General features: G+C 72.6%; 16 protein-coding genes and 2 pseudogenes. 5 read left to right on the top strand and 13 right to left on the bottom strand.

All coding sequences use genetic code 11. The features are described from left to right. Positions 1-75 precede the first annotated feature (75 nt). The 11 genes from ACIBIW_RS26590 to ACIBIW_RS26540 form a co-directional block, all read right to left on the bottom strand. Positions 76-1,230 carry a polyprenyl synthetase family protein gene (locus ACIBIW_RS26590; protein ID WP_399339567.1) on the bottom strand — a complete coding sequence of 385 codons (1,155 nt, stop codon included), beginning with the start codon at positions 1,228-1,230 and terminating at the stop codon, positions 76-78. A gap of 2 nt (positions 1,231-1,232) precedes the next feature. Further along, positions 1,233-2,654, bottom strand: coding sequence for a hydroxysqualene dehydroxylase HpnE (hpnE, locus tag ACIBIW_RS26585; protein ID WP_399339566.1), 1,422 nt, complete (start codon positions 2,652-2,654; stop codon positions 1,233-1,235). 136 nt (positions 2,655-2,790) lie between these two features. Beyond that, positions 2,791-3,741 (bottom strand): presqualene diphosphate synthase HpnD, encoded by a 951-nt coding sequence (gene hpnD / locus ACIBIW_RS26580; protein ID WP_399339565.1) that lies wholly within the window; start codon positions 3,739-3,741, stop codon positions 2,791-2,793. Then, positions 3,738-4,646 (bottom strand): squalene synthase HpnC, encoded by a 909-nt coding sequence (gene hpnC / locus ACIBIW_RS26575; protein WP_399339564.1) that lies wholly within the window; start codon positions 4,644-4,646, stop codon positions 3,738-3,740. Before hpnC ends, hpnD begins: the two co-directional genes overlap by 4 nt. A gap of 551 nt (positions 4,647-5,197) precedes the next feature. Beyond that, entirely contained in the window at positions 5,198-5,983 is a 786-nt protein-coding gene (locus ACIBIW_RS26570; protein WP_399339712.1) for an ABC transporter ATP-binding protein, read from the bottom strand. 1 nt (position 5,984) lies between these two features. Next, positions 5,985-6,914 (bottom strand): ABC transporter permease, encoded by a 930-nt coding sequence (locus ACIBIW_RS26565; RefSeq protein ID WP_399339563.1) that lies wholly within the window; start codon positions 6,912-6,914, stop codon positions 5,985-5,987. A gap of 70 nt (positions 6,915-6,984) precedes the next feature. Beyond that, positions 6,985-7,884 carry a glycosyltransferase family 2 protein gene (locus ACIBIW_RS26560; protein ID WP_399339562.1) on the bottom strand — a complete coding sequence of 300 codons (900 nt, stop codon included), beginning with the start codon at positions 7,882-7,884 and terminating at the stop codon, positions 6,985-6,987. Positions 7,885-7,892: 8 nt separating this feature from the next. After that, positions 7,893-8,672 (bottom strand): CDP-alcohol phosphatidyltransferase family protein, encoded by a 780-nt coding sequence (locus ACIBIW_RS26555; RefSeq protein WP_399339561.1) that lies wholly within the window; start codon positions 8,670-8,672, stop codon positions 7,893-7,895. Beyond that, positions 8,650-9,711 (bottom strand): iron-containing alcohol dehydrogenase family protein, encoded by a 1,062-nt coding sequence (locus tag ACIBIW_RS26550; protein WP_399339560.1) that lies wholly within the window; start codon positions 9,709-9,711, stop codon positions 8,650-8,652. The genes ACIBIW_RS26555 and ACIBIW_RS26550 overlap by 23 nt, the downstream gene beginning before the upstream one ends. Beyond that, the gene (locus ACIBIW_RS26545; protein ID WP_399339559.1) at positions 9,699-10,451 is read right to left on the bottom strand and encodes a sugar phosphate nucleotidyltransferase; all 753 of its coding nucleotides are present in this window, start codon (positions 10,449-10,451) and stop codon (positions 9,699-9,701) included. The genes ACIBIW_RS26550 and ACIBIW_RS26545 overlap by 13 nt, the downstream gene beginning before the upstream one ends. Further along, positions 10,448-12,316 (bottom strand): DUF5941 domain-containing protein, encoded by a 1,869-nt coding sequence (locus ACIBIW_RS26540; protein ID WP_399339711.1) that lies wholly within the window; start codon positions 12,314-12,316, stop codon positions 10,448-10,450. The genes ACIBIW_RS26545 and ACIBIW_RS26540 overlap by 4 nt, the downstream gene beginning before the upstream one ends. Before the next feature lie 411 nt (positions 12,317-12,727). Here ACIBIW_RS26540 and galE point away from each other — a divergent pair, with 411 nt between their 5' ends. The 3 genes from galE to idi all read left to right on the top strand — a co-directional run bounded on the left by galE (position 12,728) and on the right by idi (position 15,693). Continuing rightward, the gene (gene galE / locus ACIBIW_RS26535; protein WP_399339557.1) at positions 12,728-13,726 is read left to right on the top strand and encodes a UDP-glucose 4-epimerase GalE; all 999 of its coding nucleotides are present in this window, start codon (positions 12,728-12,730) and stop codon (positions 13,724-13,726) included. A 198-nt stretch (positions 13,727-13,924) separates the two neighbouring features. Further along, entirely contained in the window at positions 13,925-14,878 is a 954-nt protein-coding gene (locus tag ACIBIW_RS26530) for a cation diffusion facilitator family transporter (protein ID WP_399339556.1), read from the top strand. A 221-nt stretch (positions 14,879-15,099) separates the two neighbouring features. Beyond that, on the top strand, positions 15,100-15,693 hold the full coding sequence (gene idi / locus ACIBIW_RS26525) for an isopentenyl-diphosphate Delta-isomerase (RefSeq protein ID WP_399339555.1): 594 nt from the start codon (positions 15,100-15,102) through the stop codon (positions 15,691-15,693). A gap of 97 nt (positions 15,694-15,790) precedes the next feature. On the opposite strand, the pseudogene ACIBIW_RS26520 reads toward idi, so the two are convergent. Next, positions 15,791-16,303 (bottom strand): annotated as a pseudogene (locus ACIBIW_RS26520) (ATP-binding protein); the annotation flags it as partial. 399 nt (positions 16,304-16,702) lie between these two features. Then, positions 16,703-17,260, bottom strand: a pseudogene (locus ACIBIW_RS26515) (DUF308 domain-containing protein); the annotation flags it as partial. Positions 17,261-17,340: 80 nt separating this feature from the next. Between ACIBIW_RS26515 and ACIBIW_RS26510 the strand changes: the two are divergent. Together ACIBIW_RS26510 and ACIBIW_RS26505 are read left to right on the top strand one after the other, a co-directional pair. Beyond that, positions 17,341-18,249 carry an enoyl-CoA hydratase/isomerase family protein gene (locus ACIBIW_RS26510; RefSeq protein ID WP_399339554.1) on the top strand — a complete coding sequence of 303 codons (909 nt, stop codon included), beginning with the start codon at positions 17,341-17,343 and terminating at the stop codon, positions 18,247-18,249. 323 nt (positions 18,250-18,572) lie between these two features. Then, positions 18,573-20,975 carry a Tex family protein gene (locus tag ACIBIW_RS26505; RefSeq protein ID WP_399339553.1) on the top strand — a complete coding sequence of 801 codons (2,403 nt, stop codon included), beginning with the start codon at positions 18,573-18,575 and terminating at the stop codon, positions 20,973-20,975. Positions 20,976-21,010: the final 35 nt, after the last annotated feature.

The following is a 21,010-nucleotide window of genomic DNA, read 5'->3' as shown; positions in this document are numbered from 1 at the left end:
TCCCCAGGACCTGGCAGCAGCCCGCCACGGCTCCCTCGACTGCGCGAAAACGCGTACCTGCCCGCCGGTTGGCGGTTACTTCTTGCGTACGACCACGAAGTCGGCGAGCGCGATGAGCTGCTGCCTGACCTCTTCGGGCATCTCCACCTCGCGCAGCGCCCCGATGGCCACGGAGTACTGGCGGCGTGCCTCGTCGGTGGTCCAGTCCCGGCCGCCCGCCTCCTCGATGAGCGCGGCGCGCACCGCGAACTCGTCCTCGGAGAAGCTGTCGAAGTCGTTGCTCTTGGCGTCGGCCGCGAGCAGGTCGCCCAGGCGGCGCGCGGCCGCGTTGTCGGCGGCGAGCGCGGCGACGACGGGCAGCGACTTCTTGCGCTGGCGCAGGTCGCTCCAGGTCTGCTTGCCGGTGGACTCCGGGTCGCCCCAGATGCCGAGGAGGTCGTCGACGGCCTGGAAGGCGAGGCCGAGCCGGTAGCCGTAGGTGGCCAGGGTGTCGGCCAGGCGGTCGTCGGCGCCGCCGAGCACGGCGCCGATGGAGGCGGCGCAGGCCAGCAGCGCGCCGGTCTTGTTGCCCTCCATGTCGAGGCACTCGTCGACGGTGACCCGCTCGCGGTGCTCGTACGAGATGTCCTGCGCCTGGCCGTCGATGAGGGCGCGGGTGGCGGTGGTGAGGCGGCGCGCGGCGCGGCCGGCCTCGACGGTGCCGAGTTCGAGCAGCACCTCGTTGGCGAGCGCGAAGAGGGCGTCGCCGACGAGGATGGCCTGGGAGGGGCCGTGCACCTTCCACACCGTGTCGCGGTGGCGGCGCTGCTCGTCGCCGTCCATCAGGTCGTCGTGGAGCAGCGAGAAGTTGTGGACGAGTTCGACCGCGACGGCACCGGGCACACCGGCCTCGGGAGCGGCCCCCGCGGCCTGCGCGGAGAGCACGGCGAGCGCCGGGCGCACGGCCTTGCCGCCGTCGCCGTCCGCGGGGTTGCCGGCCGCGTCGATCCAGCCGAAGTGGTAGGCGGCGACGGTGTCCATCGGGGGCGCGAGGCGGTCCACGGCGGCTCTCAGCACCGGTGCCGCCAGGGTGCGGCCGTGCTCCAGCAGCGCGGACACGTCCGCGCCGGCGGATTCGCCGGAGGACACAGTGGACACAGTCTCTCCTTCAGTTGCGGTGCGTGCGGAGCCCGGGGCGCGGGGGTCCTCCCCCTGCGCCGACGGTGGCTGCGTGGTCTGCGTGTTCGGCATGGTCAGCGGGCCTCCTCGGCGAAGAGATGGCCGCCGGGGCGGCCGAGCGCGCGGAGGGCGGCCCGGGCGGCGGTGGCTCCGCTGCGTACCGCGCCCTCCATCGTGGCGGGCCAGCCGGTGTCGGTCCACGAACCGGCCAGGAAGAGGCCCCGGGCCCGGGTGGCGGCGCCGGGGCGCAGCCGTCGCACGCCGGGGGCGGGGGTGAACGTGGCGGTGCGCTCCCGGGTGACGAAGAAGTCCCGCACCCCGGCGCCGCGGGCGGTGGGCAACAGCTCCTTGAGCGCGGGCAGATAGCGCTCGCGCAGCTCGGCCACCGGGCGTTCGACGTCGTCGTGGGCGACGGACTGGGAGAGCGCCAGGTACTGGCCGCCGCCGGTGAGGCCCGAGGCGTCGGTGCGGTCGAAGACCCACTGCACGGGCGAGCCGATGGCCGCGAGGAACGGGGTGCTCAGCACGGGCCTGTCGTAGATGACGTGGATGTTGAGGATCGGCGTGGTGCCGATCTTCCGCAGGGCCTCGGGCTCGGGCAGGGCGCCGGACGGCAGCAGGGCGTGGGCGTCGTGCTGGGCGGCGGCGAGGACGACGGTGCCGGCCTCGATCCGCTCGCCGGGAACTTCCACGCTCCAGCGCCCGTTGTCCAGGCGGGAAACGGAGGTGACGCGTGTACGGAGTTCGGTACGTACGCCCGCGGAGTCGAGCGCCTTGCGGGCCAGGGCGTCATGGATGTCACCGAGGGGCACACGCGCCCAGCCGATGTCGGCGGCGCCCGGGGCGGACAGCAGCCCGGTCTTGAAGACCTTGGCCGCGAGTCCCAGTGACGCGTCGCCCGCCGCGGAGTTGAGGGTGGCCACGCCGACCAGGTCCCAGAGGGCCTCGACGGCGCGCGGCGACTGCCCGTGGCGGTGCAGCCAGTGGCCGAAGTCCTCACCGTCCAGGGCGGGGTCGGCGGGGTCGAGACGGCCGAGGGCGAGCGCCGCGCGGCCGACTGCGGCGCGTTCCGCCAGCGACAGGTGCGGGTAGGTCGCGAGGCTCCGGCCGAGGTGCAGGGGTACGGGCAGCGCGTCCCGGCGCAGCCGCCCGAGTCTGCGGCCCTTCGGGGCCTTGGCGTCGAGTACGGGGACGTCGAGGCGTTTTTGCAGTGGGGCGAGTCCGGCCGCGCCCACGCGGTCGAGGAACCACTGGTAGGCGGTGCAGCAACGCAGGTAGACATGCTGTCCGTTGTCCACGGTGAGGCCGTCGCGCTGGAAGGAGAAGGCGAGTCCGCCGAGTCTCGGTCTTCCTTCGAGCAAGGTGACGCGCAGGCCCGCGTCGGCGAGGCCGAGTGCCGTGGTGATGCCCGCGAGGCCGCCGCCGATGACCACGGCCGTCTCGGCCCGGCGGTCGTCTTGCGGGGGTGCGTCGGGGGCGGTGTGGTGCTCCGTCATGCGCGCTCCCCCTTGGCCTTCGCCCTGTCCTGCGCTCGGTGTGCACGACGGGCCGTCTCGGTAGGGGACGCCATCCGATCTCGCGAGGTTGCGCGGGGCGTGCGGCGGGCTGGGCTGTGGCCGCAGCGCTGGTGCATCAGGAGCGCCTCCTGACGCTCTTTCGGGTGACGCCCCGGGTCTCGACCCCGGACAGGCCGCGCACGGCCACGTACGCCTTCTCGCGCCCCGGCAGGGAGACCCTGCCGCGCAGCACTGCCTCGGGGTCGCGCTCGATGCGGTCGAGGAGTCTGCGGTAGATCCCGGCCATCGCGGCGACGCAGGCGCCGCTACGGCGGTCGAGCATGGGCAGCAGCCGGTAGCCCTCGGCGAACAGGGCGCGTGCCCTGCGCACCTCGAAGTGGACGAGGCCCGCGAAGTCGGCGCCTGCGGGCGGGTTGGGGCCGCCGAAGCCGGCGGAGCAGCCGAACTTGCCGAGGTCGTCGGCGGGCAGGTAGGTCCTGCCGCCCTCGGCGTCCTCGCGGACGTCCCTGAGGATGTTGGTGAGCTGGAGGGCGAGTCCGAGTGTGTCGGCGTACTCGGCGGCCCGTTCGGCGCCGCGGGCGCCGGGCTCGGTGCCGAAGACGCCGAGTGAGAGACGGCCGATGGCGCCCGCCACACAGCGGCAGTACACCTTCAGGTCGTCCCAGGTCTCGTAGGTCTCGCCGCGCACGTCCATGAGGACGCCGTCGATGAGTTCGTCGAGCGCGTCGAGCGGGAGCGGGAAGTGCGCCTCGGCGTGGGTGAGGGCGACGGCCACCGGGTCGGTGTCGTCCTCCTCGACCTCGCCCGCCCTGACGCGCGCGAGCACCTTCCTGGTCTCGTCGAGCCTGGTCTGCTTCGCCTCGGGCGCGAGCGGGCCGTCGCCGATGTCGTCGACCCGCCTGGAGAACGCGTACAACGCCGACATGGCGCGACGCTTGGCCGCGGGCAGCAACCTGATCCCGTAGGCGAAATTCCGGGCCTGCTGCCCGGTCACGGCCTCGCAGTAGCTGTATGCGGCGAGTACCGGTGCGGACACGTGCTGGTCGGTCTCCACGCTCCCGCTCACCCCTTTCCTCGCAGAGTCGCGCCCACCTCGCGCAGCAGTCGAACCTTGCTGGCCCTGGGCGGTCCTGGCAGTACGTCGTAGGAGGCGTCCTTGATGGCACGGACCGCGGCGCGGCCGCCGGCCACGAAGCCCGCGAGCAACAGCCGCAGCCTGCCGTGGACGCTACCCACCAGGGGCGTGCCTTCATTCAGAAGGTCCACGGCGCGCTGTGCCTCGAAGGCGATCAGTGCGCGCACCGATGCGCCCGCACTCGCTTCCGCGAGATCCTCCTCCTCGACGTGGAATCGTTTCATGTCCTGTGCGGGCAGGTAGATCCGGCCCCGTCCGAGGTCCTCCGACACGTCCTGGAGGTGCTCGACGATCTGGAGCGCCGTGCAGACGGCGTCGGACCTGCGCACGCGTTCCGGGGTGGCGGTGCCGGTGACGCCGAGGACGAGGCGGCCGACCGGGTTCGCGGACAGCTCGCAGTAGGCGGCCAGGTCGTCGTAGGTCTCGTACCGGGTGACGAGCTGGTCCTGGCGGTTGGCCTCGATGAGTCCGAGGAACGGCTCGGGGTCGAGGCCGCGGCGGCGCACGGTGGGCACGAGGCGCCGCAGCAGCGGATGGCCCGGCCCTTCCCCGGTGTCGAAGACGGCGCGCAGGTCGGCCTCGAAGGCGTCGAGCATGGCGAGCCGGTCGTCGGCCTCGGCCTCGGGCACCCCGAGGTGGCGGGCGTCGGCGCCGCCGGGGGCGAGGTCGCCGTCGCCGATGTCGTCGACGAGGCGGGCGAAGCCGTAGACGGCCATGAGGTCGTCGCGCCAGGCGCGGGGCAGGAAGAACGGGGCCACGGGGAAGTTCTCGTCCGCGGCCTTGTCCAGGGTGCCGCGCACCTCGGCCTCGGCGCGTGCCTCCTCAGCTCCCGTCACCGCGCGCTGCCCGGTGCGGTAACGGCCCGTGCACCGCGGAGCTGGGAACTTCCCGTAGCCATTGCCGTCACATCTCCCGTTCTACACTGCCGACCCATTAGTCACTATTTCGGACACGCCGCCCGGATCGGCGCGCGGCGGCCTCGTCCCGGTGTCTGGATGGTGCGCATCTTCGCCCCGGTAGAGGTCGTCAGCACCGGTACAGCTTACGTTGTACAACGCACCGAGGCCGGTGGGGGTGTCCTGCACATCACAACAACACACCGATCAGTTCAAGATTCCGGAGCGGGCATCATATTCCCCGGTGGGCAACAATTTTCCCGTTGCCGAACCAAGTTGGTACCAGGCCGTGAAGGGGTGCCGGGCGGTGGCGCCGGGGGCCGGGGCGGCGACGGTGGGCGGCCGCTCGCGGGGCCGCAAGAAGTGCCGGGTGGCGGGGGGCGCCGGGCGGCGGCGAACCGGGGGGCCGCTGACGCGGCCTCAGAATCCCGGACGCGTCGGTGGTCCGACGGCGGGGGGCGGCCCCGGGTGCACCGGGGCCGCCGTGACGGCTACTTGCCGGTGAACTTCTCGTACTCCTTGATGACCTCGTCGGTCGGGCCGTCCATGCGCAGTTCGCCGCGCTCCAGCCAGATCACGCGGTCGCAGGTGTCGCGGATGGACTTGTTGTTGTGGCTGACGAGGAAGACGGTGCCGGCCTCCTTGCGCAGTTCCCTGATGCGGTTCTCGGAGCGCTTCTGGAACTTGCGGTCGCCGGTGGCAAGCGCCTCGTCGATCATCAGGACGTCGTGGTCCTTGGCGGCGGCGATGGAGAAGCGCAGCCGCGCGGCCATGCCGGAGGAGTAGGTGCGCATCGGCAGGGTGATGAAGTCGCCCTTCTCGTTGATGCCGGAGAAGTCGACGATGTCCTGATAGCGCTCCCTGATCTGCTCCCGGCTCATGCCCATCGCGAGGCCGCCGAGGATGACGTTGCGCTCGCCCGTGAGGTCGTTCATGAGGGCGGCGTTCACGCCGAGCAGGGACGGCTGGCCGTCGGTGTAGACCTTGCCGCTCTCGGCGGGCAGCAGCCCCGCGATGGCGCGCAGCAGGGTGGACTTGCCCGAGCCGTTGGAGCCGATGAGGCCGATGGCCTCGCCGCGGTAGGCGGTGAAGGAGACGCCCCTGACGGCGTGCACCTTGCGCACACCGCGCTCCTCTCCCTTGCCCCGCCTGAGGATGCGGCTGAGGGCGGCGGTGGCGCTGCCCCTGCCGGTCCTGGCGCCGTTGACGCGGTAGACGATGTGGAGTTCGTCCGCGATGACGGTGGGGACGTGGGACCTGTCGGGGAGTTCGGAGATTTCAGCCACGGCCGTACTTCTCCTCAGCCTTCCAGAAGTACACGAATCCGCCGGCCGCGAAGAGCACGGCCCAGCCGAGCGCGACGGCCCACACGTGCGGCGGCAGGTTGCCGGAGCCGTAGCCGTCGATGAGCGAGAAGCGCATCAGGTCCATGTAGATGGCGGCGGGGTTCCACTGGAGCAGGTCGGCGATCAGCTCGGACCTGCCCTTGAGCATCGTCGGGATGGAGAACATCACCCCGGACGCGTACATCCAGGTCCGCATGACGAACGGCATCAACTGCGCCAGGTCGGGGGTCTTGCTGCCCAACCGCGCGAAGATCAGCGCGAGCCCGGTGTTGAAGAGGAACTGGAGCGCCAGGATGGGGAAGATCAGCAGCCAGGACATCCCGGGGTAGCTGCCGAACCCGATGGCCACGACGAAGAGCACGACCATCGAGAACAGCAGTTGCTGGAGCTGCTGGAGCGCGAAGGAGATGGGCAGCGAGGCGCGCGGGAAGTGCAGGGCGCGCACGAGCCCGAGGTTGCCCGAGATCGCCCGTACGCCCGCCATCACGGAACTCTGGGTGAACGTGAACACGAAGACCCCGGTGACCAGGAACGGGATGTACACGTCGTGTGACATGCCGCGGTCGGCCTTCAGGATGAGCCCGAAGATGAGGTAGTAGACCGCGGCGTTCAGCAGCGGGGTCGCCACCTGCCAGAGCTGCCCCAGCTTGGCCTGGCTGTACTGGGCGGTGAGCTTCGCCTGCGAGAAGGCGAGGATGAAGTGGCGGCGGCCCCACATCTGGCGCACGTACTCGGCGAGGCCCGGCCGGGCGCCGCTGACCGAGAGGCCGTACCGGGCGGCGAGGTCGCCGCGGGACAGTCCGCCGTCGGGCGACGGAGGGGCGGTCACCGCGATACCACCGTCATGCGTTGTCTCACTCACAAGTGGAAACTTTCGTCGTCAAGAGTCAGGCGGGCCCGGGCACCGCCGAATGTTCTCAGACCCGAGCTTGTCAGATGACGGGAGGTCGGCCCAGCCGCGTCAGGCGCCACACCGTACGCCACTTCATGGGCCTGCGGTCACCCGCGGGTGTGGTCAAGCCCTCGCGGAAGCCCCCGAACCACGCCTTCAGCGCCGCGCCGGAGGGGCGCCGGGCCACCGTGAGCAGGGTCCATACGCCGAGATAGACAGGGATGAGTACGGCGGGAAGATTGCGTCGGGCGAGCCACACCCGGTTCCTGGCGACGTTGCGGTGGTAGACGGCGTGCCGGGAGGGGGCGCTCGCGGGGTGCAGCAGGAGCATGTCGGAGCGGTAGTCGATCATCCAGCCCGCGTCCAGGGCGCGCCAGGCGAGGTCGGTCTCCTCGTGGGCGTAGAAGAAGGCGCCGGGCAGCTCGCCGACCTCGGCGAAGACCTGGGCGCGTACGGCGTTGGCGCCGCCGAGGAAGCTGGTGACGCGCGAGGAGCGCATGGGGTCGGAGGAGCGCAGCCGGGGGACGTGGCGGCGCTGGGTGACGCCGGTGTCGGGGTCGGCGATGCGGAAGCTGACGATGCCGAGGGCGGGGTCGGCGGCGAAGGCGGCCCTGCACAGCTCGGCGGTGTCGGGGCGGCCGAGGAGCCCGTCGTCGTCGAGGAAGAGCAGGATGTCGGCGTCGTAGCCGCCGTCCTCGCGGGCGAACTGCTCGATTCCGACGTTGCGCCCGCCGGGGATGCCGAGGTTCTCCGAGACCTCGACGGTGCGCACCGGGCAGGAGAATCCGGAGACGTCGGGGACGGGTGAGCCGTTGCCGACCACGACCACCTCGACGGGCTCGCCCTCCTGTTTGGCGATCGAGTCGAGCAGGGCACGCAGTTCGTCGGGGCGGGTGCCCATGGTGATGACCACGGCGCCGACCTTCAGGGGCTTGCTCACGGGCGTCCTCACTTCAGCCTGCTCGACGCCAGGATGGAGACGAGGTGCAGCAGGGTCTGGACGATCGCGATCCCGGCGAGTACGGCGATGCCGAGCCGGGTGAAGAACAGGTCCCCGTGGGCCAGGTCGAGGAGGGCCATCACGAGGATGAAGAGGCTGGCCTCGACACCGCCGACGAGGCGGTGGAACTTGAGGGCGGCGGCTGCCCTGCGGGCCAGTGCTACGCCGGAGGAGCGGGGCACGGACGCCTCGTCCTTGACGGCGGGCAGGCCGCTGCGGGCGCGGGCGACGTCCACGAGGTCGGTCTCGGCCTTGATGAGGATGGCGCCGAGGGCGGCGAGGGTGCCGAGGAAGGCCCACAGCCATGCGGGGCGCCCGTCGCCGAGGACGTCGGCGCCGCGCACCCCGAAGCCGACGAGCAGCGCGGCTTCCGAGAGGTAGTGGCCTATCCGGTCCAGGTAGACCCCGGTGATGGAGGTCTGCTTGCGCCAGCGGGCGACCTCGCCGTCGACGCAGTCGAGGAGCAGGTAGAGCTGGATGAGCAGGGCGCCGACGAGCGCCCCCGCGAGCCCGGGGATCAGCAGGGCCGCGCCCGCGAGGACACCCGCCACGACCATCAGATGGGTGAGCTGGTTGGGCGAGATCCTGGTGTTCACCAGGTACGGGTCGATGTGCAGCGAGATCTCCCGCATGTACAGGCGTCCCGCCCAGTGCTCACCGCTGCGCCGGTCCTTCACCCCTTCGGGATGAACGACGGGGCGGAGTTCAGCTACTGATGGCCTTGGCATAGTCGGCGTATGCGTCCTTGATCTGGTCGGTGGTGAGGTCGAGGTGTTCGAGGATGGTGAAGCGGCCCGGGCGGGTCTGCGGTGCGAACTCCACGGCGCGGACGAACTCGGCCTCGCTGAAGCCGATCTCGTCGGGGAACACCGGCAGCCCGTGGTGCCGCAGCACGTCGGCCATCAGCCCCGACTCCTCGGCCGCGCCCCGCAGGTGCATGGCGAACGCGGCGCCGAGGCCGCACTGCTCGCCGTGGCTCGCGGCGCGCTGGGGGTAGAGCAGGTCGAGGGCGTGGTTGATCTCGTGGCACGCTCCCGACGAGGGCCGGGAGTCCCCGGCGATCGACATGGAGATGCCGGTGAGCACCAGGCCCTCGGCCAGTACCTGGAGGAAGGCGTCGTCGCCGACTCCGCCCGGATGGCGCAGCACCGCCTCACCCGCCTGGCGGGCCATGGCGGCGGCGAGGCCGTCGATCTTCTCGCCGTGCACCTGGGCGGCCAGCTCCCAGTCGGCGACGGCGGAGATGTTGGAGAGCGCGTCGCCGATGCCGGAGCGCACGAAGCGCACCGGGGCGTGCCGGATCACGTCGAGGTCGATGACGACGCCGATCGGGGTGGGCACGCCGTACGAGCCGCGGCCCGCGTCGTTGTCGAGGGTGGCGACGGGCGAGCAGAGGCCGTCGTGCGCCAGGTTGGTGGCGACGGAGACCAGCGGGAGCCCGACGCGGGCCGAGGCGAACTTGGCGCAGTCGATGATCTTGCCGCCGCCGAGGCCGACGACGGCGTCGTAGTGGCCCTTCTTCATGGCGTCGGCGAGCTTGATGGCGTCGTCGAGGGTGCCGCCGCCGACCTCGTACCAGCTCGCGCCGGGCAGCGCGGGCGCGAGGCGGGCGCGCAGCGCGGTGCCCGAGCCGCCGCTGATGGCGACGGCGAGCTTGCCCGAGGGCGAGATGCGCTCGTCGGCGAGGACGGAGGCGAGGTCGTCGAGGGCGCCTGCCCTGATGTCGACGACGACGGGCGAGGGGATGAGCCTGGTCAGTACCGGCATGCGATCTCCCTTCCCCTGGCGAGGTCGTCGTGGTTGTCGATCTCGACCCAGTCGATGTCGCCGATGGGCGCGACGTCGACGCGCAGGCCCCGGTCGACCAGCTCCTGGTAGCCGTCCTCGTAGTAGAGCTGGGGGTCGCGCTCGTAGGTGGCGCGCAGCGCGTCGGCGAGGTCGGCGGCGGCCTCGGGCTCGATGAGGGTGACGCCGATGTACTCGCCGGTGGCCTCGGCGGGGTCCATCAGCTTGGTGATGCGCCGCACCCCGTGCGCGTCGTCGGCGACGACCTTCATCTCCTCGTCGGCGAGCCGCTTGACGGTGTCGAGCGCGAGGATGATCCTGCGCCCCTCGCCGCGGGCGGCGAGCAGGGTCTTCTCGACGGAGACGGGGTGGACGGTGTCACCGTTGGCGAGGATCACGCCGTGGCGCACCGCGTCGCGGCCGCACCACAGGGAGTAGGCGTTGTTCCACTCCTCGGCCTTGTCGTTGTCGATGAGGGTGAGGGCGACGCCGTACTCGGCCTCCAGCGCGTCCTTGCGCTCGTAGACGGCCTCCTTGCGGTAGCCGACGATGATCGCGGCCTCGGTGAGGCCGACCTCGGCGAAGTTGCGCAGGGTGAGGTCGAGCACGGTGGGACCGTCCTCTATGCCCGCGGGTCCCACCGGCACCAGAGCCTTCGGGAGGCTGTCGGTGTAGGGACGCAGACGCCGTCCGGCGCCGGCCGCGAGCACGAGGCCGATCATGCGGTTTCTCCTTCGTCGTGTACGGCGGGTGAGCCCGAGCGCGACTGGGCGATCCAGAAGCGGATGCTCTCGGTCAGCACCACGAGCGCCACGCACACGGCGCAGACCGTGAGCGCGACGGCGAACCCGGTGGCGGACAGGACCGCCGCCACCACGGTGACCAGGAGCGTTCTGCCCTCGTGTCCGCCGATCGCGCGCACGAGGCGCCGCGGCGGTGCGCCACTGCCGCCCTTGATGCGGTACACCGTGTCGTAGTGATGGTAGGCGACGGCGGCCACCAGGCCGTAAGCCGCCGGTAGCGCGCCGTTCACGTCGGCGCGGGCGGCGAGCAGCAGGACGGTGCCGTACTCGGCCGCCCTGAAGAACGCGGGCACCAGCCAGTCGAGCGGCCCTGTGAGGGTCCGTGCGACGGCTGCCCCTGACGCGGCGCAGTACACACAGGCGCCGACGACGGGCCAGGCGCCGCCGGCCGGTGCGAAGGCCGCGGCGGCGACCACCGCGGCGCCGCCTGCCAGGGCGAGCAGCGGCGGCGCGAGCGACGGCAGCCGCCGGGCGGCGCCCTTGAAGAGCGCGGCGAACGCCTCGGCGAGCACCCCGGTGTCGGCGAGGTCGGCCAGCGCCCTGGCGGCCCTCCCGGTACGGCGCGCGGTGCGGGTCAGCGAGCGCAGCAGCCGTCCCGCGCTGGTGTAGCAGGCGGCGAAGCCGCAGCCGACGAGCAGGACGACAAAGACGGTCCTTGGCGTGGTGACGGCGGTGAGGACGGCGATCAGCGCCCAGCGCTCCCCGATCGGCAGGACGATCATGCGGCGCAGCCAGACCGTCCAGCCGACGCGGTCGAGGCGGTCGGAGAGCGCGGCGGTGGGGCTGGTGTTGGCCTGGCCGCCCGCGGCGGTCGCGGCCGTCGCGGCGGTTATGTCAGAGGTGGCCTCGTTGAAGCTGGAGTCCAGCAGGTGCCGGCAGGTCTGGAGGACCATCGCGCCGAGCGCAAGCGCCCACACGTCGTCGCCGCCGCGCGCCGCGCCGAGCGCGAGGCCCGCGTAGTACGCGTACTCCTTGGCCCGGTCGAAGGTGGCGTCGAGCCAGGCGCCGAGGGTGGAGTACTGGAGGGAGTAGCGGGCGAGCTGGCCGTCGGTGCAGTCGAGGAAGAAGGAGGCGAGCAGCAGCACGCCTGCCGCGACGAAGCCGCCCCTGGTGGCGGTCGCCGCGCAGACCGCCGCGACAATCGCCGTCAGCAGGGAGGCGGTGGTGACCTGGTTGGGCGTCAGGCCCCTGCGGGCGCACCAGCGGGCGAGGTAGCGGGAGTAGGGGCTGATGACGTGGGTGGTGAAGAAGCCGTCGCGGGACTTGACCGCGTTACGCAGCCGTACGGCCTCCTCGTCGACGGCGTCGACGGCGCGGCGCGCCTCGTCGCGCCCGTCGGCGTCGGCGGGGACGGCCGCGACGAGGGTGCCGAGTTCCGGCCTGTGCACCGCGGTGCCGCCCTCCTGGAGCGCGGCGACGACCCGGTCGGGCAGCCCGAGGACGACGGTGCCCGTGCCCCCGGCCGTGGTGGCGTGGCCCTCGTCGGCGACGGACTCGTGGAGGGCGTGGGTGAGGGCGCGGCGGGCGGCGGGCTTGGCGGTGACGGCGCCGGGTACCGAGGCGGCGTCGAAGCGGGGGTCGGTGAGGCCGAGCCGCAGCGCGTGGCGGTGGCCGACGAAGCGTCCGTCGACCACGGCGACCCGTTCGTCCGCGGGGGCGGCGGCGAGCAGTTCGCCCGTCTCGCCCGCGTCCGCCGCGCGGCGCACCTCGAAGCCGAGGGACCGCAGATCGCCCTCAAGCGATGATCCGGGGACCGGCTGGCCGGTGACGATGGCGGTGGACAGACGAACCCACTCCTCGGGTTCCGGCGGATGGCGCCGGGGTGTACGCATGGTGGACGCGCCCTGGCGCGAAACGGCCGGGCGGCTTGTCGGCAGAGGTTATCCGATGAATGCGAAGCGGTGTTCACCGCCCGTTCATGTGGCGGCCGTGGTGAGGCCGTTGGGGCTTCCGGGGCCCCCTGGGGCGGGCGGCCTCCGGGTCCGCGTGCGGTCGTGCCACACGCCCTCGCGCGCGCCGCGGGGCGCGCGGGCGGCGGTGCCCTGGGGTCCGGGCGAGGGTGCCGTCCGGGGGCGAGTGTGACAGGGCAAGCTGTGGGCGCCGACGGGCCGCCGCCGTGTCGACGCCCGTTCGGCCCCCGGGTACGGCTCTTCGGGGTACGGAGGCGTGGGCGCGGGCCGCTTAGGGTGGGGCGCATGACATGGCTGATCACCGGCGGAGCCGGATACATCGGGGCCCATGTGGTGCGGTCCATGACGGCCGCGGGGCTGCGGGTCGTGGTCTTCGACGACCTGTCCTCGGGGGTCTCGGAGCGGCTGGCGCCCGAGGTGCCGCGGGTCAGGGGCGAGGTGTCGGACACGGCGCTGCTGAAGAGCGTGCTCGCGGAGCACTCCGTGACCGGGGTGGTCCATCTGGCGGCCCGCAAGCAGGTCGGGGAGTCGGTGGAGCGCCCGCTGCACTACTACCGGGAGAACGTGGGCGGCCTCACCGGTCTGCTGGAGGCGGTGGCGGAGGCGGGCGTGCGCCGCTTCCTCTTCTCGTCCTCCGCCGCGGTGTACGGCAACCCCGACACCGACCCGATCACCGAGGACACCCCCTGTGTGCCGCTGAGCCCCTACGGCGAGACCAAGCTCGCCGGGGAGTGGCTGGTGCGGGCGGCGGGGCGGGCGCACGGGATCGACACGGCGTGCCTGCGGTACTTCAACGTGGCGGGCGCCGCCGAGCCCACGCTCGCGGACACGGGTGTGTTCAACATCATCCCGATGGTCTTCGAGCGGATCACGGCGGGCGAGGCCCCACGGATCTTCGGCGGCGACTACCCGACCCCGGACGGCACCTGCGTACGGGACTACATCCATGTGGCCGACCTCGCCGACGCGCACCTGGCCGCGGCGCGGGCCCTGGAGGCGCGGGGCGCGGCCGGGGGCGGGCAGGGCAGGGACCTGACGCTGAACATCGGCCGCGGCGAGGGTGTCTCGGTGCGGGAGCTGATCGAGCTGATCGCGGAGGTGACCGGTGTGCGGCGGGCCCCCGTGGTACAACCGCGGCGTCCCGGCGACGCGCCGCGCGCGGTGGGCTCGACGGCGCGCGCCGCGGCGGAGCTGGGCTGGACGGCCGGGCTCGGAGTGGACCAAATGGTGGAATCCGCCTGGCGCGGCTGGTGTCTGCGGCATCCGGACGCGGCCCGCGCCTGACCGGCCCCCGCCCCGCCCGAGCCCCCGGCAGGCCCGTGACCAGGCCATCGTTTCCGCAGGTCAGGACAGTGACAACGGTGTTCAGTGCCATGTTGCCCGGCACCCCGCCGACGTAGTTCACTGGCAGTGCGCCCGGCCGCACGGCGGGTTCCGGCGCGCACGGATCTTCCGACCGGGACCGATGCGGAGGCGGCTTGCATGGGGGCTGGGCACGATCACGGACACGCGCACGGCTCGCTCCCCGAGGGCGGCCCCGCCACCGTGACCGGCGGCTACCGCGACCGGCTGCGGGTGGCGCTGTCGATCACGCTCTTCGTGATGGTCGCGGAGATCGCGGGCGGGCTGCTCGCCGACTCCCTGGCGCTGATCGCCGACGCCGCGCACATGGCCACGGACGCGCTGGGGCTCGGCATGGCGCTGCTCGCGGTGCACTTCGCGGGCAGGCCGCCGAGCGGCAACCGCACCTTCGGCTACGCGCGGGCGGAGATCCTGGCGGCGCTCGCCAACTGCCTGCTGCTGCTCGGCGTCGGCGGCTACGTGGTGTACGAGGCGGTGGAGCGGTTCGTCTCGCCTGCCGGTACGGACGGCGGGCTCACGGTGGTCTTCGGCCTGGTCGGCCTGGTGGCGAACGTGCTGTCGCTGACGCTGCTGATGCGCGGGCAGCGGGAGAGCCTGAACGTGCGCGCGGCGTTCCTTGAGGTCGCGGCGGACGCGCTGGGCTCGGTGGCGGTGCTGGTCTCGGCCGTGCTGATCATGACCACGGGCTGGGAGGCGGCCGACCCCATCGCCTCGCTCGCCATCGGTCTGATGATCGTCCCGCGTACGGTGAAGCTGCTGCGGCAGACGCTGAACGTCCTGCTCGAAGCGGCGCCCGAGGATGTCGACATGACGCAGGTGCGGGAGCACATCCTGGCTCTGCCGAACGTGGAGGACGTGCACGACCTCCACGCCTGGACCATCACCTCCGGGATGCCGGTGCTCTCCGCCCATGTGGTGGTGGATTCCGAGGCGATGACCGCCATCAGCCACGAGAAGATGCTGCACGATCTCCAGGGGTGTCTGGGGGCGCACTTCGATGTCGCGCACTGCACCTTCCAGTTGGAGCCCGGGGGGCATGCGGAGCACGAGGAAGGTCTTTGCCAGGGGGCGTGAACGCCCCGGGGGACGGCGCTTCGGTGGGGGTTCGCGAGGCGCCTCGCAGGGCGAGTGAGCCGGAGGGTGCGTCGGTGTCCCGTGTCCTCGCGCGCGGAGGGGAGCGCGAAGGAGCGTACTGAGCACGGGAGGGCGCGGGACACCGACTCCAGCGCCCCGGAGGCGAACGAGCCAAGAAAATACGGCAGACTTGCCCCCCTGGACCGAGGCGAAGGATGGGTATGCCGATCACACCTGCCACCACCGGGCACCGTTCGTCGAGCGACGCGGCCGAGGCGATCCTGCTGGAGTTGGTCGACGAGCACGGCACGACGATCGGCACGGAGGAGAAGCTCGCGGCCCATCAGCCCCCGGGCAAGCTGCACCGGGCGTTCTCGGTGTTCCTGTTCGACGAGCGGGGGCGGCTGCTGATCCAGCGGCGCGCTCTGGGGAAGTACCACTCCCCCGGTGTCTGGTCGAACACCTGCTGTGGGCATCCGTATCCGGGCGAGTCGCCCTTCGCCGCGGCGGCCCGGCGCACGTTCGAGGAGCTGGGTGTCTCGCCGTCGCTGATGGCCGAGGCGGGGACGGTGCGTTACCACCATCCCGATCCGGCTTCCGGTCTGGTGGAGCAGGAGTACAACCATCTTTTCGTGGGGCTGGTGACCGAGGCGCCGCGGCCCGATCCCGAGGAGATCGCGGAGACCGCGTTCGTGACGTCGGCGGAGCTGACCGTGCGGCACTCAAGCGACCCGTTCTCCGCCTGGTTCGGGACGGTGCTGGACGCGGCGCGGCCCGCGATCAGCGAGCTGACCGGCCCTGCGGCGGACTGGTGAGCCGAGGGGGGTACGGCGCGGGGTGCGCCGGCGTGGGGACGGCCTGGGAAGCGGCCGCGGGCCAGGGGGCCGGGGTCGCGGCGGGCGTGTGAGGTGCGGGGGCGTGTGCCGTGGGGGGCAGGGGCAGCGCCGCCCAGATGATCTTGCCGCCACCCGGGGTGGGCTCGCTGTCGCAGACGCCGCCCGCCTCGCCGGTGATCTCCCGTACCAGCAGCAGGCCCCTGCCGCCCGTTCTGCCGTGGTCGGCGACGAGGGCGGTGGGCCGGTAGGGGTGACCGTCCTCCACGGCGACCCTGACCCACTCCGCGCCGATGCCGACCTCGACGGCGATGGTGGGTGACAGCAGGGCGGCGTGCCGTACCGCGTTGGTGACCAGTTCGGAGACGATCACCAGCAGCCCGTTCAGCAGGTCCCGGTCGAGGCGCACGCCCTGTCGCGCCAGGAGTTCCCGTACGGCGTGTCTGGCCTGGGGCACGGAGGCGTCGACGGCCGCCGCGGTGTAGCGCCAGACGCCTTCGCGGGGCGCGGGGCCCGCCGGTGGCTCGGGTGCCGGTGGCCGTGCGGGCTCGTCCTCGGGGCGTCGGAACTCTCTCCAGCCGCCGCTTTCCATCGTCAGGTCTCCGCCCTCGCGCTCGCTCATCACCTCACGAGTCTTGGTAACGCGCGGGACCAACCCGGAGCACTGACCACAAGTCGACACTTATCGACGGAATCTGACCCCGGGTGTCACACAACGCCAATTCCTGGATCACTCCTGCCCTTCTTGTTCCGCCTTCAAGCTCTTTTCGGGTTGTACGGGTTGTGTGACAGGGGGCGTGGGTCCTGCGGGGGCGGCCGGAGGCGTCCCGGGGCCGCCGGTGCCCTCGGTGGGCGCGGCGCTCGGGCCGTGTGCGCCCGGCGTGTGGGGGGTGTCCGCGCCGCCGGGCGCGCCGTGGGCGCCCTGTGAGGCGTCGCGGGCGCCGTGGGCGGTGTCCGGTCGGCGGGCGAGGCGCCTGTCGGTGTCCGTGTCGTTCACGACCATCGTGACGATGCGCCTGCCGCCGTATCCGAGGGCGATCAGGCCGAGGCCGTCGAAGAGCAGCGCGAGCGAGATGAAGGCGCCGACGGTGTAGCGGCTGCCGCTCGGCCGCCCGGCCAGCACCAGCACCCCGAGCAGCAGCCCGAACGCGCCCTGCACCAGCGGCAGTCCGACCTGGGGGCCGCGCACCACGGCCGAGCCGATCAGCCGGAACGCCCCGCCGGTGAGGAACAGCAGCGCGGCGGACATCACGAACGCCTCCGCCGGGGCGTGCGGGCGCGCGAGCACCACCGCCCCCGCGGCCAGGTTCAGCGCCGCGACGACTGCGGCGAGCCAGAAGTAGCCCTGTCCTCGCGAGTACAGCGCGTGCAGCAGTCCGACCGCGCCGCCGAGCAGCAGCAGCCAGCCGAACAGCGTCATCGACGTCAGGGTCGCCGCGCCCGTCCACACCAGGCCGACGAGGCCGGCGCACACCAGTACCGCGCCGAGCACGGCGAGCCGTCCGAAGCTCCTCGTCAGGCCGCCGCCGACCGTGTTCGAGGCCGCCATGGCCACCTCCAGGTTCCCGGGCGTCCACACGGCCCGACCTGCCGTCGGGGGGCGCGGAACGCGTCGATACGATCCGGCGCATGGAGCCGCAGCTACTGCACACCGTCGAGGACGGTGTCGCCACCGTCGTCATCCACAACCCGGCCAAGCGCAACGCGATGACCGCGCCCATGTGGCGCGCGCTCCCCGCCCTGCTGGACGGCCTCGCGGCCGACCCCGGGGTGCGGGTCCTGGTGCTCACCGGGGAGGGCGACACCTTCTGCTCGGGCGCCGACATCTCCTCGATGCGCGACTCCACCCACTCCTCTCCGTCCTCGTACCCCGAGGGCCCCGGATATGCCGGTCCTGGAGCGGAAGACGCGGGCGCGGCTGCCCCCGGGGGCGGCGCCGACGGCGCGGCGCCGATCGGGCGGCACGCCACGCAGGCGCTCGCGGTGCGCGCGGAGGAGGCGCTGGCCGCGTTCCCGAAGCCGACCGTGGCGGCCGTGCGGGGCCACTGCGTGGGCGGCGGCTGCCAGCTCGCCGCCGCCTGCGATCTGCGCTTCGCCGACGAGCGGGCGCTGTTCGGGGTGACCCCGGCCAGGCTCGGCATCGTCTATCCGGCGCCCGCGACGCGCCGCCTGGTCCGTCTCGTGGGTCCCGCGACCGCCAAGTACCTGCTGTTCTCGGCCGAACTCGTGGGCGCCCAGCACGCGTTGCGTACCGGGCTGGTGGACGAGGTGGTGCCGCACGGGAGGCTCGGGGAGCGGGTCACCGCCTTCACCCGGGTGCTCACCTCACGCTCGCTGCTGACGCAGGCGGCGGCCAAGGAACTGGTGGACGGCCGCGGGTGGGACGGCGAGGGCCGGGGCGAGGGTGACGGGAACGGTCAGGACCGGTCCGAATACTGGGCCGAACAGGTCGAAAGCAGTGGCGAAAGAGCGGAGGGCGTGGCGGCCTTCCTGGAGCGCCGCGCGCCGCGCTTCGGCTGGAACGCGACCAGGGGTTAGGCCGTGTCGTTCGGATCTTCGCGGGGGTGCGACGCCAGCTACGGCACCTCGCCGCGTTGTCGGACCGTCCACGTACGCCCAGTACGAGGACGATCCTCCGCCTTGCGATGCTCCCCCACAGCCCGAAGGGCGCGGGAGGTACCCCCAGCATCTGACGCCGCACCCTGACCCACGAAGATCCAAACGACACGACCTAGCCGCCCCGGCCCCGCGGGGGTCGCCGGGGGCGGTCGCGGCCGGGCCGCCGTGGTGCCGTGGCGGGGGATGTCGGCGGGGCCTGCCACAATTGCGGCGCAACCTCAGTGGAGAAGGCGGTACGGGACGTGACCACACCCCTCGCAGGGTCCATCGAAGGCAGGATCGCCGAGGAGATCGGCGTACGGGAGCGGCAGGTGACGGCCGCCGTGGAGCTGCTGGACGGCGGCTCGACGGTGCCCTTCATCGCCCGCTACCGCAAGGAGGCGACGGAGCTTCTCGACGACGCGCAGCTACGCACCATCGAGGAGCGGCTGCGCTATCTGCGGGAGCTGGAGGAGCGGCGTACCGCGATCCTCGACTCGGTGCGGGAGCAGGGCAAGCTGACCGAGGAGTTGGAGGCGCGGATCAGGGAGGCCGAGACCAAGGCCCGCCTTGAGGACATCTACCTGCCCTACAAGCCGAAGCGCCGCACCAAGGCCGCCATCGCGCGCGAGGCGGGCCTCGAACCGCTTGCGGAGGGGCTGCTGTCGGACCCTTCGGTGGAGCCCGCGGCCGCGGCCGAGGCGTTCGTCGACGCGGAGAAGGGCGTGGCGGACACGCAGGCGGCGCTCGACGGGGCGCGTGCCATCCTCGCCGAGCGCTTCTCCGAGGACGCCGACCTGATCGGCGAGCTGCGCGAGCGGATGTGGACGCACGGCAGGCTGGCGTCGAGGGTCAGGGAGGGCAAGGAGGAGGCGGGCGCCAAGTTCGCGGACTACTTCGACTTCGCCGAGCCCTTCACCGAGCTGCCCTCGCACCGGGTGCTCGCCATGCTGAGGGGCGAGAAGGAGGACGTACTCGACCTGGTGCTCGAACCGCAGCCCCCGGCCGAGGACGGCGACACGGGCGCCCCGTACGAGGCGATGGTCGCGTCGAGGTTCGGGGTCGCGGAGCACGGCAGGCCCGCCGACAAGTGGCTGGTGGAGACGGTCCGCTGGGCGTGGCGCACCCGCATCCTGGTGCATCTGGGCATCGATGTGCGGCTGCGGCTGCGCACCGCGGCGGAGGACGAGGCGGTGGGGGTGTTCGCGGCGAACCTGCGCGACCTGCTGCTCGCGGCCCCCGCGGGCACCCGGGCGACGCTGGGCCTCGACCCGGGTTTCCGTACAGGTGTGAAGGTGGCCGTGGTGGACGCCACGGGCAAGGTGGTGGCGACGGACGTGATCCACCCGCACGTGCCGCAGAACCGCTGGGACGAGGCGCTGGCGAAGCTGGCCGCGCTGGCGGCGGCGCACCGGGTGGAGCTGGTCGCGATCGGGAACGGCACGGCGTCCCGTGAGACGGACAAGCTGGCAGGTGAGCTGATCGCGAAGCACCCGGACCTGAAGCTGACGAAGGTGATGGTGTCCGAGGCGGGCGCGTCGGTGTACTCGGCGTCGGCGTTCGCGTCGCAGGAGCTTCCGGACATGGACGTGTCACTGCGCGGCGCGGTGTCCATCGCGCGGCGGCTGCAGGACCCGCTGGCGGAGCTGGTGAAGATCGACCCGAAGTCGATCGGGGTCGGCCAGTACCAGCACGACCTGTCCGAGGTGAAGCTGTCGCGTTCGCTGGACGCGGTGGTGGAGGACTGTGTGAACGGTGTCGGGGTGGACGTCAACACCGCGTCGGCGCCGCTGCTCGCGCGGGTCTCGGGCATCGGCTCCGGGCTCGCGGAGAACATCGTGTCGCACCGCGACGCCAACGGCCCCTTCACCGGCCGTACGGCGCTGAAGGACGTGCCGCGGCTCGGCCCGAAGGCGTTCGAGCAGTGTGCGGGCTTCCTGCGGATCAGGGGCGGTGACGACCCGCTGGACGCGTCGAGCGTGCACCCGGAGGCGTATCCGGTGGTGCGCAGGATGGCGGGCGGCGCGGAGGGCGGTGTGTCGTCGCTCATCGGGAACACCGCGGTGCTGAAGTCGCTCAGGCCGGACGACTTCGTGGACGACACCTTCGGGCTGCCGACGGTGACGGACATCCTGCGGGAGCTGGAGAAGCCGGGGCGCGACCCGCGGCCCGCGTTCCGCACGGCGACGTTCAAAGAGGGCGTGGAGAAGCTCGGGGACCTCGCGCCGGGGATGGTCCTGGAGGGTGTGGTCACCAATGTGGCCGCGTTCGGCGCGTTCGTGGACGTCGGTGTGCACCAGGACGGCCTCGTGCATGTCTCGGCGATGTCCAGGACGTTCGTGAAGGACCCGCGGGACGTGGTGAAGCCGGGGGACATCGTGCGGGTGAAGGTGCTCGACGTGGACATCCCGCGCAAGCGGATCTCGCTGACGCTCCGTCTTGACGACGAGGCCGCGCCCGCGGACGGCGGCGGCGGGCAGGGCGGCGGCAGGTCCCGCGGCGGCCGCGGCGGCGGCGAGCGGCGGGCGCCGCAGCAGCGCGGTGGCCAGCAGCAGCGTGGCGGCGGCCAGCAGCGGCGCGGTGGCGGGCGGCAGGCGCCGCCCCCGGCGAACAGCGCGATGGCGGACGCGCTGCGCAGGGCGGGCCTGGTCGACCCGAAGCGGTGAGCCGTGGGCGGGGCGGGCGTGCGGTCCGCCCCGCC

Source organism: Streptomyces sp. NPDC050560 (assembly GCF_044457285.1).
Taxonomy (GTDB): Bacteria; Actinomycetota; Actinomycetes; order Streptomycetales; family Streptomycetaceae; genus Streptomyces.
The sequence above is the reverse complement of the archived record's forward strand: the minus strand, read 5'-3'. Positions and strand labels throughout refer to the sequence as shown.